Origin of the sequence: Pseudomonas sp. FP2309 (genome assembly GCF_030687575.1) — a bacterium.
GTDB lineage: Bacteria > Pseudomonadota > Gammaproteobacteria > Pseudomonadales > Pseudomonadaceae > Aquipseudomonas.
The window spans coordinates 2603396-2616656 of sequence record NZ_CP117439.1; the positions used below are offsets into that span (position 1 = coordinate 2603396).

Here is a 13261-nt window from a genome sequence, read left to right on the forward strand (position 1 = left end):
CGGGTTATTCCTTGACTGGCTGGCCGGAGGCGGGGCTGTCGTCCACTTCTACTTTTTCACCGGGGCGCGCATGTTGCAGGCCTTCGACGACGATGCGATCGCCGGCCTTGAGGCCGTGGCTGACCACCCAGCGATCGTCGATCACCGCACCCAACTCCACCGGTTGCAGGCTGACGGTCTGCTCGGCGTCCAGCAGCAGCACCATGGGGATGCCGGCGCTGTCACGGGTGATCGCGCGTTGCGGCACGCTGATGCCTTGCTTGTCCACCGCTTGCTCCAGGCGTACCCGTACAAAGCTGCCGGGCAACAGGTCGAGGTCCGGGTTGGGGAATTCGCTGCGCAGAATGATTTGCCCGGTGCCGGGGTCGACGCTGATCTCGGCGAAGAGCAATTTGCCCGGCAACGGGTACAGGCTGCCATCGTCCTGGATCAAGGTGGCCTTGGCCTGGTCCTGACCGACTTGCTTCAAGCTGCCGGCGCGGAAGGCGCGGCGCAGGTCGTTCAGCTCGCGGGTTGACTGGGTCAGGTCGGCGTGAATCGGGTCCAGTTGCTGGATCACCGCCAGCGGCGTCGCCTCGTTCTGGCCCACCAGGGCACCTTCGGTCACCAGCGCCCGGCCGATACGCCCGGAAATCGGCGCGGTGACGGTGGCGTAGCCCAGGTTCAATTTGGCGCGCTCGACCGCGGCTTTATTGGCGGCGACCTCGGCGTTGGTCTGACGCAGGTTGGCGCGCGCGTTGTCGTAGTCCTGGCCGCTGATGGCGTTGCCTTCCACCAACTGGCTGTAGCGCTGCTCCTGCAGGCGTGCCTGAAACGCATTGGCCTGGGCCTTGCTCAGGTTGGCCTGGGCGCTGTCCAGGTCGGCCTTGAATGGCGCCGGGTCGATGCGAAACAGCACGTCGCCCTGTTTCACGTCGTGGCCTTCCTTGAATACCCGTTGCATCACGACGCCGGCCACCCGTGCGCGCACTTCGGCGATACGCGGGGCGGCGATGCGCCCGCTCAGTTCGCTGGTGATCGCCAACGGTTTGGCCTGCAGGGTTTCGATGCGCACCTTGGCCGGTGGCATTTGCGGCGCCTGGGCCGTTGAGTTGTCACACGCACTCAGCGCCAGGGTGAGGGCCAACAGGCAAAACGGCGCAAACAGATTCTTCGACATGCTCTTATCCCAATAGTGACTGGCGCATCCTAAGGTCACCTGCGCCGTGGTGCTGTGAAGCTGTGTAGGTGGTGTGTGAAGAAGTGTAAGGTGCGGCCCACGCTTGGCCGGGGGGCGTATATCCTTGCACGATCCTGCGAAACCGTACTATTTGGAAACACCTTAATGCCCAACATTCTCCTGGTGGAAGACGACGCCGCACTCTCCGAGCTGATTGCCAGCTACCTGGAGCGCAATGGCTACCACGTCAGCGTGCTCTGCCGTGGCGACCATGTGCGGGAACGTGCGCGTCTGAACCCGCCGGACCTGGTGATCCTCGACTTGATGCTGCCGGGCCTCGACGGCCTGCAAGTGTGCCGCCTGCTGCGCGCCGATTCGGCGGGCCTGCCGATCCTGATGTTGACGGCCCGTGACGACAGCCACGACCAGGTGTTGGGCCTGGAGATGGGCGCCGACGACTACGTGACCAAACCCTGCGAGCCCCGTGTGCTGCTCGCCCGTGTGCGCACCTTGCTGCGCCGCAGCAGTTTGTCCGAACCGCAGGTGGCCAGCGACCAGATCCTGATGGGCAACCTGTGCATTGACCTGTCGGAGCGCACCGTGACCTGGCGCGACCAGTCGGTGGAGCTGTCCAGCGGCGAATACAACCTGCTGGTGGTACTGGCCCGGCATGCCGGTGAAGTGCTCAGTCGCGATCAGATCCTGCAACGCCTGCGCGGTATTGAGTTCAACGGCACCGACCGCTCGGTGGACGTGGCCATCTCCAAGCTGCGCCGCAAGTTCGACGACCATGCCGGCGAGGCGCGCAAGATCAAAACCGTATGGGGCAAGGGCTACCTGTTCAGCCGTTCCGAGTGGGAATGCTGAGCCATGTTTCGTGTCCTGCTGCGTCTCTACCTGATCACCATCGTCACCTACAGCGCGGCGATCTACCTGATTCCCAAGCTGGTGATCCTGGTGTTCGAACACCGCTACCTGGACTACAACGTCGAGCAATCCCGCGGCCAGCAGAAGCTGATCGTCAAGCAGTACCTGCGCGCGCCGGTGGAGCGCTGGTCTCAGGTCACCGAGCAACTGGGCCACGATTTCGCGCCGCTCAAGGTGCAATTGCTGCTGCGCCAGGACGCCAGCTATACCCCTGAAGAAGCCAGCCTGCTGGCCCAGGGCAAACCGGTGATTCGCCTGGGCGAGTGGGGGTGGATGGAGGAAGTCAGTTCGCCGATCAACGACCAGTTCGTGGTCAAGTTGACCATTCCGCCGGACCCGTTGGACATGAACCTGCTGTACTGGTCGATGAACGTGCTGGTCGGCGCGGCGTTGCTTGCCTGCCTGCTGTTCTGGCTGCGCCCGCACTGGCGTGACCTGGAGCGCCTGAAATGCACCGCCGCGCAGTTGGGCAAAGGCAACCTGGCCGAGCGCACGCACATTCCACCCAGTTCCAATATCGGTAGCCTGGCCGCGGTGTTCGACACCATGGCCGATGACGTCGAGCATTTGCTCAACCAGCAGCGCGACCTGCTCAATGCCGTCTCCCACGAATTGCGCACGCCGCTGACACGCCTGGATTTCGGCCTGGCCCTGGCCCTGTCCGAAGACTTGCCCGCCGCCAGCCGTGAGCGCCTGCACAGCCTGGTGGCGCATATCCGCGAGTTGGATGAGTTGGTGTTGGAGCTGTTGTCTTACAGCCGCCTGCAAAACCCGGCGCAGTTGCCGGAGCGGGTCGAGGTGGTGCTCGACGAATTTATCGACAGCGTCCTGGGCAGCGTCGACGATGAGCTGGAAAACCCCGAGATCGTCATCGACGTAGTGCTCGACTGCGCCGTGGAGCGCTTCAGCCTCGACCCGCGCCTCACCGCCCGTGCCCTGCAGAACCTGCTGCGCAATGCCACGCGGTATTGCGACACGCGCATCCAGGTGGGGGTCAAGGTGTGCCCCAAGGGCTGTGAGATCTGGGTGGATGACGATGGCATCGGCATTCCGCCCGACCAGCGCGAGCGCATCTTTGAACCGTTCTACCGCCTTGACCGCAGCCGTGACCGCAGTACCGGCGGGTTTGGCCTGGGCTTGGCCATCAGCCGCCGCGCCCTGGAAGCCCAGGGCGGCACGTTGACGGCCCAGGCATCGCCCTTGGGCGGCGCGCGTTTTCGGCTGTGGCTGCCGCACGTCGGCTGATCAGAGCACCTTGACCGCGCGACCGATGGCTTGGATCGGCCCGGTGGGTTTGCCGGTCGGCGAGCCGCGCGGGTCTTCCAGAGTCAGTTCGAACAGTTGGTCAGGCGCCAGCGGCGGCAACTTGTCCAGTGGCACCGACAGGCGTTGCCCAGGCTTGACCAGCCCCAGGGACACCGGCCCTTGCCAGCCATCGCCCTTGGTCCAGAATTGCAGGGCCTTGTCGGCCGGCACGTCCATCACACCCAGTGGAATCAACTGAATCTGTTGATCGTTGCTGGCCTGGATCACCCAGCCCGGTGCCTGGCTCTGCGGGGCCACCAGCACCACCAAAAACGCCGGGTCGGCACTGGGCGGGCGGGTCAGCAGCAGCGCCGCCAGCACCAGCGTGGTCAGCAGGCCAGCGCCGGCCAGGCCGCGCCACAGCGCCAGCAGGTTCCACCAAGGCACCTCGCTGTCGGCCGTGCCTAGATGGCGTTCGATGCGCTGCCACAGATGGGCCGACGGCGGCACCGGTTCGGCCAGGGCGGTCAGTGGTAACAGACGCTGTTCCCAGGCGTCCACCGCTGCACGCAACTCGACGTCGTGCTTGAGGCGTCGTTCGATCTCGGCGCGTTGTTCCGCGGGCAATGTGCCCAACACATATTCGCTGGCCAGTTCGTCCAGTGGGTTGCTCATGCCATGCACTCCCGCAGCGCGGCGAGGCTACGCTTGATCCAGGCCTTGACGGTCCCCAGCGGGGTGCCCAGGCGTGCAGCGATTTCGCTATGGGAATAGCCGTCGACATAGGCATGCAGGATGCACGTGCGACGGGTCGGGTCGAGCTGCTCCAGGCACGTGTGAATCTGCCCGGAGCGTGCGGTGAACTCAAAACTGTCGGTGGGCTCGACACCCTGCTCATGTTCATCGCCCAGCGGCACTTCGCGGGAGTGGTTGCGTACGACATTCAAGGCCAGATGCCGTGTCACGCTGAACACCCAACCGCGTGCCGACCCTCGGCTCGGGTCGAAGCTGCCGGCGCCGCGCCAGATCTTGATAAACGCGTCATGCACCACGTCTTCGGCCTGAGCCTTGTCTCGCAGAATACGCATGGCCACGCCGAGCAAGTGGCTGCTGTCCTGCTCATATAAGCGGCGCAGGGCGCGTGGCTCGCCGCGGGCGCAGGCCAGCAGGCAGGCTTCGTAATCAAACAGGGTGTCAGGCACGTTTTTCCGCCGCCAGTCCAAGAACAATGCCCCGACCCGAAGGCCGGGGCGCTACCGCAGCAGCGTAGCTGATTTCGCTCAGTTGGCTGCCCAGAAAATGTAGTCGGCCTGGTACTTCACCATTGCCTGCTGGCCCTTGTTGGCGGTGCTGCATTGCGTGCCGGGCGCCACACCGCCTTTAAGCGCGACGCGCTGGATATAAGTCACACCGCTCATCGCGCCTTTGCCTTCGGCCGGGTTGGCCTTGACCAGCTGGTACGGCAGGTTACCCGCCCCCGACGGCGCCACGGCCAATTGGGTGCCGGTGATTGTCGAACCGTCCGTGGCTTGCCAGGTGGCGGGCGGGCCGAAGTAGGTGCCGACTTGTTTGCCGCTGCGATCATTGAGCACGGCCTTAGGGCCGACGAAGGCCCACTCGGTCTGACCTGCTGCGTTGGCTTTGTCGCGGCACTCGTAGGTGATTTCACCGACACCGGTGGTTTGCAGCGCGATCTTGTGGCCGTCCGGCACTTTGATGCTGTCGGGCAAATCGGCCTGGGCGAAAGCGGTGGGGACGGCGGCGAGCAGGGCAGTCAGGCAGAGCAGGGCTTTAGCGTTCATGAGGTGCTTCTCCATCAAGTAGAACAGCAGGGTGACTGCAAGAACTACCCAGGAGGATCGCGATTGGATGCAGCGCGGGGAAAAAAAAGATGACCCAAACAAAAAAGATCTAAAGTCAGATCATATTGGTATAAGTCGTTATAAGAAAAATCGCTATCCTGCCGCCAGAAAATTTATAAGGCCGCGGGTAGCTGTAATGGATGTGGGGAATGTTGGTTTCGTAATTGCCGGCCTGATCGTGGGATTTATCGTGGGCATGACCGGTGTGGGCGGGGGCTCGTTGATGACCCCGATCCTGCTGTGGTTCGGCATCAACCCGGCGACCGCCGTGGGCACTGACTTGTTGTATGCGGCCATCACCAAATCCGGTGGCGTGCTGGTGCACAGCAAGAACAAGAACATCGACTGGACCATCACCGGCTGGCTGACCCTGGGCAGCGTACCGGCGGTGCTGCTGACCCTGTGGTTCCTCGCCAGCCTGCACACCGACCCCAGCGCCATGAACGCGGTGATCAAGCAGGCCCTGGGCGTGGTATTGCTGCTCACCGCCCTGGCGATTCTGTTCAAGAAAACCCTGTTGGCGTTCGCCCAGCGCCACGCCGGCGACAGCTACCACATGAACCCGCGCAACCTCAATGCGCTGACCGTGCTCACTGGCGCCATCCTCGGCACCATGGTCGCCCTGACCTCCATCGGCGCCGGCGCCCTCGGCACGGTGGCGTTGTTTATCCTGTATCCGTTCCTGGCCACGCGCCGGTTGGTGGGCACCGAAATCGCCCATGCCGTGCCCCTGACCCTGGTGGCGGGTCTCGGACACGCCGGCATGGGCAACATGGACTGGCACCTCTTGGGCTTTTTGCTGATCGGCTCACTGCCGGGCATCTATGTTGGCAGCCACATGACCGGCAAGATCCCGGACGGCGTGTTGCGTCCGTGCCTGGCGATCATGTTGATGGCCGTCGGCTACAAGCTGGCATTCTAGGCCTTGGCCGGACCATTGCCGATCTGCCACACAAAGGGCGGCTCGGCCGCGTTGATCACCCAATCACCGACGATGCGTGCCTTGTAGATCACGGGGTTGTGCGAGGACACGGTACGCGCGTTACGCCAGTGCCTGTCCAGTGCCTTCCCCTGGCGCACATCCGAGGCGCCCAGGGCATTGAACAGTTGGCTGGTGGCGCGCTGGATCAAGTCCGACACCACCACCTGCGCCGTCGCCGATTCAATCTCGGCCGCCACATTGGCCTCGCGCTCCACGGCGGCGTCCCCGCCAAACCTCGCCACGTAGGCCCGCTGCGCCGGCAGCGTCGCGCGCAAGGCGCTGGCCTCTGCGGCATATACCAGCGCCGCGACTTCGCCCACCACCTGTTGCACCTGTGCATCCTGGCTCACATGGGGCGCATTGCCGTGGCTGTAGATGCGCCGGCGGTTGCGCACCTGATGGGCCACATCGCGCAACGCTGCGCGGCCAATACCGGCCAGGCTGGCCAGCAGCACCAGTTGGTAGAACGCGGTCTGGTATTTGAAACGGTTGGCAAAGTCGATCACGTTGTCCGCCTCCACCCGTGCCTCGGTAAAGCGCGAGGTGCCGCTGCCGGTGGTGCGCTGGCCAAAGCCGTCCCAGTCGTCGCTGTGCTCCACGCCGGGCTGGCGCGCGCGGGTGGCGGCGATCACGTCGCCGCCGGTGTCGCTGCGCTGGGCGTACACGTCGATCCAGTCGGCAAAGATGCTGCCGGTGCTGTAGAACTTTTCACCGTTGAGCCGCCAGTGATCGCCGTCGCGGGTGACCCGGGTGACCACGTCGCCGATGGCCACATTGCCGATTTCGGTCCAGGCACAGCCAACGAGATCGCCCTCGACGAAGCGCTTGAACCACAGGTCGCGGCCGGCGCTCGGCGGTGCATTCAGGCGGTCCTCGGCGAACGCAAAATGCCCGCGCAGCGCCTGTGGCACGTTGGAGTCGGCTTCGGCCAGTTCGATCAGCAGCTCAAACAGTTGCGGCAGGGACGCGCCGCCGCCGCCGTACTCCACCGGCACGCGCACGGCGCCGAAACCCGCTTCCTTCAGCCACTGGATCGGCTCGTGGGGCAGGGTGCGGCTGTGTTCGCGCTGCACCGCGCCGTCGGCGATGCGCTGGAAGATCGGCCGAAAACGTGCGGCCAAGGTGGCGTAATCGACGCCGAGGGACAGCGGGTTGATGACGTGGTGTTCGGTCATGGGCAAGGTTCCTGGGCAGTGGTCAATATCAGGGGCATTGCACAGTCCGTGCCGGGCGCGACGGCCAATGTTTACGGGGTTTCGACCGCGTTTACTGTTGCCCTGGCAACAGCAAACCAACAAACCGGTGCGATCCAGGACAGCTGCAATTACCGCGGGCGCGGTCGGTTTCGGCGGCGCAACCCCCGTGGCACGGGCCTTTGCCAGGGGCTGGCACGCTTGCTGCTCAAGCCTGTTTCACATCCCTGTGAATGAGGTAGCGTTCGATGAGTCAGCAAGCCGTGAAATTTGCCTATTGGGTGCCCAACGTCAGCGGTGGGTTGGTGGTCAGCAAGATCGAGCAACGCACCCACTGGGGCATCGACTACAACCGCAAACTGGCGCAACTGGCCGAAGCGGCCGGCTTCGAGTATGGCCTGACCCAGATCCGCTTCACCGCCGGCTACGGCGCCGAGAACCAGCATGAGTCCGTGGCGTTCAGCCATGCGCTGCTGGCGGCGACCACCACATTGAAAGTGATCGCCGCGATCCTGCCCGGCCCCTGGCAACCGGCGCTGGCCGCCAAGCAACTGGCGACCATCGACCAACTGACCAATGGCCGCATCGCCGTGAACATCGTCAGCGGTTGGTTCAAGGGCGAATTCCAGGCCATCGGCGAACCCTGGTTGGAGCACGATGAGCGCTATCGCCGTTCCGAAGAATTCATCCGCGCCCTCAAAGGCATCTGGAGTCAGGACGACTTCACCTTCAAAGGCGATTTCTACCGCTTCAACAATTACACCCTCAAACCCAAGCCATTGGGCCGACCGGAAGTGTTCCAGGGCGGCAGTTCACGGGCGGCGCGGGACATGGCGGCGCGCGTCTCGGACTGGTACTTCACCAACGGCAATACGCCCGAGGGCATCAAGGCGCAGGTCGACGATATTCGCACCAAGGCGGCGGCGAATCATCACTCGGTCAAAATCGGCGTGAACGCGTTTGTGATCGCCCGCGACACCGAAGAAGAAGCTCGCGCCGTGCTCGCCGACATCATCGACAAGGCCGATCCGCAAGCGGTGAATGCCTTTGGCGATGCGGCGAAGCAGGCGGGCAAAGCCTCGCCGGAAGGCGAGGGCAACTGGGCCAAGTCGAGTTTTGAGGACCTGGTGCAATACAACGATGGCTTCAAGACCAATTTGATCGGCACCCCGCAGCAGATCGCCGAGCGCATCGTCGCGCTCAAGGCTGTGGGGGTCGATCTGGTGCTGGCCGGCTTCCTGCACTTCCAGGAAGAAGTGGAGTACTTCGGCAAGCGTGTGCTGCCCCTGGTACGCGAACTGGAAGCCAAGGCGGCGATCAAGCAGGTGGCCTGAGAGGCTTGAACACGCGGGCGTTTAAACGGCGGGTTGCAGGGTCAACACCTCGTACCCATCCGCCGTCACTGCCACCGTGTGTTCCCACTGCGCCGACAGGCTGTTGTCCGCTGTCACCACCGTCCAACCGTCCTTGAGGCTGCGGGTTTTGGCGCCGCCCTGGTTGAGCATGGGCTCAATGGTAAACACCATGCCTTCGCGCAGTGTGAGCCCGGTGCCTGGGCGACCGAAGTGCAGGATCTGCGGCTCTTCATGCATCTGTTTGCCGATGCCATGGCCGCAGTATTCGCGTACCACGCTGTAGCCATTGGCCTGCGCCAGGCTCTGGATCGCATGGCCGATGTCACCCAGGCGCGCACCCGGCCTGACCTGACGGATGCCGGCCCACATCGCTTCAAACGTCATCTCCACCAGGCGCCTGGCCTTGGGGGCGACGGTGCCGATCATGTACATCTTGCTGGAATCGGCGATGTAGCCGCCTTTTTCCAGGGTGATGTCGATGTTGATGATATCGCCGTCCTTGAGGATGTCTTTGGCGCTGGGCATGCCATGGCACACCACTTCGTTGATCGAGGTGTTGATGCAAAAGGGGTAGTCGTACTGCCCCAGGCTTGCCGGGCGCGCCTTTAACTCATTGCGGATAAACGCTTCGACGGTGGCGTCCAGTTCCAGGGTGGAACGGCCGGCGGCGACAAAGCCGTCGAGCAGGGTGAACACCTGGGCCAGCAGGCGCCCCGACTCGCGCATCACGGCCAGTTGTGCGGCGGTCTTGATCATCAACTGCGCCCCCGGATCAGGTCGGGTTTATCCAGCAGCAGTTTGTTGATCAATTCGTTGTAAGGCAGGCTGGGATTGAGTTCGGCGAGCAAGCCGATCTTGATCCAGAACTCGGCCTGGGCGTTGATCGAGCGGTCCATCGCGGCGCTCGCCACGCGCAGTTGTTCGTGCAGTGTGTCGGTGATCTTGACGATGCCCATGGGTTTCACTATTTAGACTTTGATATACAGAGCGTATACGTTTCGTATGCTCTGGGTAAACCCTTGCCGGCTAAATGGTGCTTGGCCATTGACTGGTCTGGCAGTCGCCGGTTAATTTCGTGACATGACATTTCAAGCCTTTCGTAGCCAGCCAAGCATTATTACCGCCATTCCTCATTTGGCGGGATAGCGCATGGCTGTACCCAAACCCGCCCTAGAGGCGGGTTTTGTTTTTCCGTCTCCAGGGCCGCCCACAAAGCCAGGAGACACCCATGACCCCCCGAACAGCCCCGCAGTTGCGCGACACGGCACTGCTTGAGCATTACGTCAAAAAGATCCTCGCCGCGCCGGTTTACGACCTGGCGGTGCGTACGCCATTGCAGGTGGCACCGGCATTGTCGGCGTTGCTCGGCAACACGCTGCTGCTCAAGCGCGAAGACCTGCAACCGACGTTTTCTTTCAAGATTCGTGGCGCCTACAACAAGCTGGTGCAGCTCAGCGATGAACAAAAGGCGCGCGGCGTGGTGACCGCCTCGGCCGGTAATCACGCCCAGGGCGTGGCGCTGGCGGCGCGGGAGCTGGGGATTCAGGCGCGCATCGTCATGCCCTGCAGCACGCCGGAACTGAAAGTCTCTGGCGTACGTTCCAGAGGCGCAGAAGCAGTGCTGCATGGCCAGAGCTTCCCCTTCGCCCTGGCCCATGCGCTGAGACTGGCCGAAACGTCCGGCTGCACATTCGTTTCGCCCTTCGACGACCCTGACGTGATCGCCGGTCAAGGCACAGTCGCTATGGAGATCCTGCGTCAGCAGCAGGGCGCGCTCGACGCGATTTTCGTACCGGTGGGCGGCGGTGGCCTGATCGCCGGGATCGCCGCCTATGTGAAGTACCTGCGGCCCGAGGTGCGCGTCATCGGCGTCGAGCCTGAAGGCTCCAGTTGCCTGTTGGCCGCGTTACGTGCCGGTGAGCGGGTGGTACTGCCCAGTGTCGATGGCTTCGCCGATGGCACGGCGGTCGCGCAGGTCGGCGCGTACGGCTTTGAGGTCTGCCGGGACTGGGTGGATGAAGTCATCACCGTGACTAACGATGAACTGTGCAGCGCGATCAAGCTGATCTATGACGATACCCGCTCGATCACCGAGCCTTCCGGTGCCTTGGCGGTCGCTGGGGTTCGCCGGTACGTGGCCGAGCGAGGTGTGCAGGGGCAGACGTTGGTGGCCGTTAACTCAGGGGCGAACATTAACTTTGATAGTTTGCGACATGTTGCAGAAAGAGTGGCGGCCCGTGCCATCGTTTAATACAAAGTGCAGGGTTAAACGTTTAATCGAAGTGGTTCGACGATTATTTAAACAATGCCGAAAAGTTCACATTTCATCTTCATAAAACACCGCAGTGCTTATGAGGAAAGGTTACAACACAGGCGGATTTTGCCGAGTACGCTTGGTATTTGAAGGCGTCTTCCAAGGCCGGAGCGCGTCTGCATATACATAACAATCTGTTGGCAGTCTCAAAAAAGGAGAGGTTGACCATGCTTTCGGAACTCGAGCTACGCAGCATTATTGAAGGAAGTTTCCTGCCTAAACGGTGTGAGTGCACCAAAGCCGAAGATGCTTCGCTGACGATCAAGGTCTACGACGACCGCGACCGTGACCGGGTGCATTTGGAAGTCAAAGGTATCAATGCGGACAAGCTCGACAGCAGTCGAGCCATTTGCAATCTGATTGCGGGGTTGCGTGAAGACCTCAAACACAGCCAGACCCCCGTCTTTCAACGCGCGGGCGCCAGGGCCCATTACTAGGCCTGACGCTGAGTCACCGACGACCGGTGGGCCTGGATAAAAGCCAGGCCCAGTACGGTTTCCGTGGTCACGGCCAAAAAGATGCCCGGTCCGGCATTGCCATTGATCCACTCAATCACGCCCAGCACGGCCAGCACCAGGCAACCGGTGATAAACCCGAGGGTCATGGCGCGACGTGTATCCGAGGGTGGCGCCTGACGTGCGCGGTAAAACATGATGCCGATGGCCAGGAACAACGCGGCGTTGCGTCGGCAGAGCAGCCCGGTGGCGTCGGTAGAGTCAATGCGCCACATATCCAGCAGCAGTTGAGGATGCAGTCCCCAGACCAGCGCGAGGGCGAAGCAGAGCAGGGCGGTTGCAGTGGCGAGGGTGCGAAAACTCAACGGCATGGCGATTCCTTTCGGCCTTGGGGCAAGCCCACAAGAAAGGGCGAGCCCGCGAGAATACGCCTATCTGCGCGGGCCTGCTGCCTGGCCTTCAGGGCTCAATTCTGCAAAGTGCAGGCGTCCGACAACTTGCGATAGCCCACGTCTTCGATTTTTCCGGCCTTGTCCACGAACTTGATCTCGGCATCGATGACCTTACAGTCAGTTGTCGGTGTTTCGTTCATGGCGATCACGTGCTTGATCTGTAACGGCATGCCGTACTCGTAAGGCACGGGCTTTTGGTCGTCGGCCTGAGCCAGGCCCGCGACCGCTGCCAGCGCCAGTACGCCGGCAGACATTAACGTACGCAGTGTCATGAAGGTGCTCCGCAAGTGGGTTCGATTTCACTCTCGACCCGCGGGATTAACCATCGATTAATCGCGCCCTTGCTGACAAAACCTTCATGAACCGTGGGTTTCAGCCCACCTGCTGACGATACGGCAGGTCGGGGCCGGTTTTGGTGCAGGTCAACGCGGCGGCACGAATCGCGAAGCCCAGCATCGCGTCGATTTGATCGCGGCTGAGCTGTTGCACGCCTGCCACGGAGTCCAACTGCTGTTCGGTCAGCCAGGCAATCAGCGCCGCCTGGAAGGTATCGCCGGCGCCCACCGTGTCGGCCATGACCACTTTGACTGCCGGTTGCGACCAGGTGCCGTGCCTGCGACTGAAGACACTGGCGCCGTCGCCGCCCCGGGTGAGGAACACCAGTTGGCAGCGGTGTTGCAGCCAGCCTTGCACCACGCTTTCCGGCGATTGGCCAGGGTAGAGCAGGTGCAGGTCTTCGTCGCTGACCTTGATCAGGTCGGCATGCTCGGCCAGCTCGGCGACGCGCTCGCGCCACAACTGGATGTCCGGTTGCGGGTTGAGCCGTACGTTGGGGTCGAGGCTGATCAGGCGCTTGCCGCTTTCGCGTTGCACCAGTGCCAGCAAGGTGTCGCCGATCGGCTGCACCACCAGCGAGAACGAGCCGACATGCAGACCGCGCACCTCATCGCCCAGCACCGGCAAGTGCGACACCTGCAGTTGGCGGTCGGCGCAGCCTTCACCGCGGAAGCTGTATTGCGGCGAGCCATTGGCGCCCACGGCGACCATCGCCAGGGTGGTCGGCGCGTCGAACTCGACTAAAAACTGTTCGCTCACGCTTTCATCCTTGAGCACCTGCAACAAGCGACGACCCAGGAAATCGGTGGACAACCCGCCGAACAACCCGGCCTCGATCCCCAGGCGGCGCAAGCCCACCGCTACGTTGAACGGCGAGCCGCCGGCAATCGATTTGTAGTTGACCTTGGACGCCAGCCCGCTGGCGTCCTCCTCGCTGAAAAAATCAAACAGCGCTTCACCACACACCAGATACATAGTCGT

At 62.7% G+C, this 13261-nt stretch carries 15 protein-coding genes and 1 pseudogene; 6 read left to right on the forward strand and 10 right to left on the reverse strand.

What is annotated here, in order from left to right; all coding sequences use genetic code 11:
• Positions 1–4: 4 nt before the first annotated feature.
• Complete coding sequence (locus PSH59_RS11890; protein WP_305395140.1) at positions 5–1159, reverse strand: efflux RND transporter periplasmic adaptor subunit; 1155 nt, start codon at positions 1157–1159, stop codon at positions 5–7.
• Positions 1160–1324: 165 nt separating this feature from the next.
• Here PSH59_RS11890 and PSH59_RS11895 point away from each other — a divergent pair, with 165 nt between their 5' ends.
• Complete coding sequence (locus PSH59_RS11895) at positions 1325–2026, forward strand: response regulator transcription factor (RefSeq protein ID WP_305395141.1); 702 nt, start codon at positions 1325–1327, stop codon at positions 2024–2026.
• A gap of 3 nt (positions 2027–2029) precedes the next feature.
• Complete coding sequence (locus tag PSH59_RS11900) at positions 2030–3331, forward strand: ATP-binding protein (RefSeq protein ID WP_248083757.1); 1302 nt, start codon at positions 2030–2032, stop codon at positions 3329–3331.
• On the opposite strand, the gene PSH59_RS11905 is transcribed toward PSH59_RS11900, so the two are convergent.
• From PSH59_RS11905 to PSH59_RS11915, 3 genes are all read right to left on the reverse strand, one after another.
• Positions 3332–4006: an anti-sigma factor domain-containing protein gene (locus PSH59_RS11905; protein ID WP_248083758.1), complete on the reverse strand. Its 675-nt coding sequence runs from the start codon at positions 4004–4006 to the stop codon at positions 3332–3334. It lies immediately after the preceding gene.
• On the reverse strand, positions 4003–4521 hold the full coding sequence (locus PSH59_RS11910; protein WP_370694421.1) for a sigma-70 family RNA polymerase sigma factor: 519 nt from the start codon (positions 4519–4521) through the stop codon (positions 4003–4005). The genes PSH59_RS11905 and PSH59_RS11910 overlap by 4 nt, the downstream gene beginning before the upstream one ends.
• Before the next feature lie 90 nt (positions 4522–4611).
• Complete coding sequence (locus tag PSH59_RS11915; protein ID WP_305395143.1) at positions 4612–5133, reverse strand: DUF3455 domain-containing protein; 522 nt, start codon at positions 5131–5133, stop codon at positions 4612–4614.
• 196 nt (positions 5134–5329) lie between these two features.
• Here PSH59_RS11915 and PSH59_RS11920 point away from each other — a divergent pair, with 196 nt between their 5' ends.
• A complete protein-coding gene (locus tag PSH59_RS11920; RefSeq protein ID WP_248083761.1) occupies positions 5330–6115 on the forward strand; it encodes a sulfite exporter TauE/SafE family protein in 786 nt (261 codons plus the stop codon).
• On the opposite strand, the gene PSH59_RS11925 is transcribed toward PSH59_RS11920, so the two are convergent.
• Positions 6112–7350 (reverse strand): acyl-CoA dehydrogenase family protein, encoded by a 1239-nt coding sequence (locus PSH59_RS11925; protein ID WP_305395144.1) that lies wholly within the window; start codon positions 7348–7350, stop codon positions 6112–6114. The two genes, PSH59_RS11920 and PSH59_RS11925, sit on opposite strands and share 4 nt — an antisense overlap.
• A 266-nt stretch (positions 7351–7616) precedes the next feature.
• On the opposite strand from PSH59_RS11925, the gene sfnG reads away from it, so the two are divergent.
• Complete coding sequence (gene sfnG, locus PSH59_RS11930; RefSeq protein ID WP_305395145.1) at positions 7617–8702, forward strand: dimethylsulfone monooxygenase SfnG; 1086 nt, start codon at positions 7617–7619, stop codon at positions 8700–8702.
• Between the two features lie 21 nt (positions 8703–8723).
• On the opposite strand, the gene map is transcribed toward sfnG, so the two are convergent.
• Positions 8724–9479 carry a type I methionyl aminopeptidase gene (gene map, locus PSH59_RS11935; RefSeq protein WP_305395146.1) on the reverse strand — a complete coding sequence of 252 codons (756 nt, stop codon included), beginning with the start codon at positions 9477–9479 and terminating at the stop codon, positions 8724–8726.
• Positions 9479–9679 (reverse strand): ParD-like family protein, encoded by a 201-nt coding sequence (locus tag PSH59_RS11940; RefSeq protein WP_248083765.1) that lies wholly within the window; start codon positions 9677–9679, stop codon positions 9479–9481. Before PSH59_RS11940 ends, map begins: the two co-directional genes overlap by 1 nt.
• Positions 9680–9951: 272 nt before the next feature.
• Between PSH59_RS11940 and ilvA the strand changes: the two are divergent.
• Both ilvA and PSH59_RS11950 read left to right on the forward strand, forming a co-directional pair.
• A pseudogene (gene ilvA / locus PSH59_RS11945) lies at positions 9952–10950 on the forward strand (threonine ammonia-lyase, biosynthetic); the annotation flags it as partial.
• Between the two features lie 254 nt (positions 10951–11204).
• Positions 11205–11474 (forward strand): DUF1652 domain-containing protein, encoded by a 270-nt coding sequence (locus tag PSH59_RS11950; RefSeq protein ID WP_248083766.1) that lies wholly within the window; start codon positions 11205–11207, stop codon positions 11472–11474.
• On the opposite strand, the gene PSH59_RS11955 is transcribed toward PSH59_RS11950, so the two are convergent.
• From PSH59_RS11955 to PSH59_RS11965, 3 genes are all read right to left on the reverse strand, one after another.
• Entirely contained in the window at positions 11471–11863 is a 393-nt protein-coding gene (locus PSH59_RS11955) for a hypothetical protein (protein ID WP_248083767.1), read from the reverse strand. The two genes, PSH59_RS11950 and PSH59_RS11955, sit on opposite strands and share 4 nt — an antisense overlap.
• 95 nt (positions 11864–11958) lie before the next feature.
• Positions 11959–12216 carry a DUF2790 domain-containing protein gene (locus tag PSH59_RS11960; protein ID WP_248083768.1) on the reverse strand — a complete coding sequence of 86 codons (258 nt, stop codon included), beginning with the start codon at positions 12214–12216 and terminating at the stop codon, positions 11959–11961.
• 100 nt (positions 12217–12316) lie between these two features.
• Complete coding sequence (locus PSH59_RS11965) at positions 12317–13255, reverse strand: carbohydrate kinase (protein WP_305395147.1); 939 nt, start codon at positions 13253–13255, stop codon at positions 12317–12319.
• Positions 13256–13261: the final 6 nt, after the last annotated feature.

Coding starts and splice junctions, on each gene's coding strand:
- PSH59_RS11915 (WP_305395143.1), bottom strand. CDS start 5,133: ATGAACGCTAAAGCCCTGCTCTGCCTGACTGCCCTGCTCGCCGCCGTC.
- PSH59_RS11925 (WP_305395144.1), bottom strand. CDS start 7,350: ATGACCGAACACCACGTCATCAACCCGCTGTCCCTCGGCGTCGATTAC.
- PSH59_RS11890 (WP_305395140.1), bottom strand. CDS start 1,159: ATGTCGAAGAATCTGTTTGCGCCGTTTTGCCTGTTGGCCCTCACCCTG.
- PSH59_RS11940 (WP_248083765.1), bottom strand. CDS start 9,679: ATGGGCATCGTCAAGATCACCGACACACTGCACGAACAACTGCGCGTG.
- PSH59_RS11895 (WP_305395141.1), top strand. CDS start 1,325: ATGCCCAACATTCTCCTGGTGGAAGACGACGCCGCACTCTCCGAGCTG.
- sfnG (WP_305395145.1), top strand. CDS start 7,617: ATGAGTCAGCAAGCCGTGAAATTTGCCTATTGGGTGCCCAACGTCAGC.
- PSH59_RS11900 (WP_248083757.1), top strand. CDS start 2,030: ATGTTTCGTGTCCTGCTGCGTCTCTACCTGATCACCATCGTCACCTAC.
- PSH59_RS11920 (WP_248083761.1), top strand. CDS start 5,330: ATGGATGTGGGGAATGTTGGTTTCGTAATTGCCGGCCTGATCGTGGGA.
- PSH59_RS11955 (WP_248083767.1), bottom strand. CDS start 11,863: ATGCCGTTGAGTTTTCGCACCCTCGCCACTGCAACCGCCCTGCTCTGC.
- PSH59_RS11950 (WP_248083766.1), top strand. CDS start 11,205: ATGCTTTCGGAACTCGAGCTACGCAGCATTATTGAAGGAAGTTTCCTG.
- map (WP_305395146.1), bottom strand. CDS start 9,479: ATGATCAAGACCGCCGCACAACTGGCCGTGATGCGCGAGTCGGGGCGC.
- PSH59_RS11960 (WP_248083768.1), bottom strand. CDS start 12,216: ATGACACTGCGTACGTTAATGTCTGCCGGCGTACTGGCGCTGGCAGCG.
- PSH59_RS11965 (WP_305395147.1), bottom strand. CDS start 13,255: ATGTATCTGGTGTGTGGTGAAGCGCTGTTTGATTTTTTCAGCGAGGAG.
- PSH59_RS11905 (WP_248083758.1), bottom strand. CDS start 4,006: ATGAGCAACCCACTGGACGAACTGGCCAGCGAATATGTGTTGGGCACA.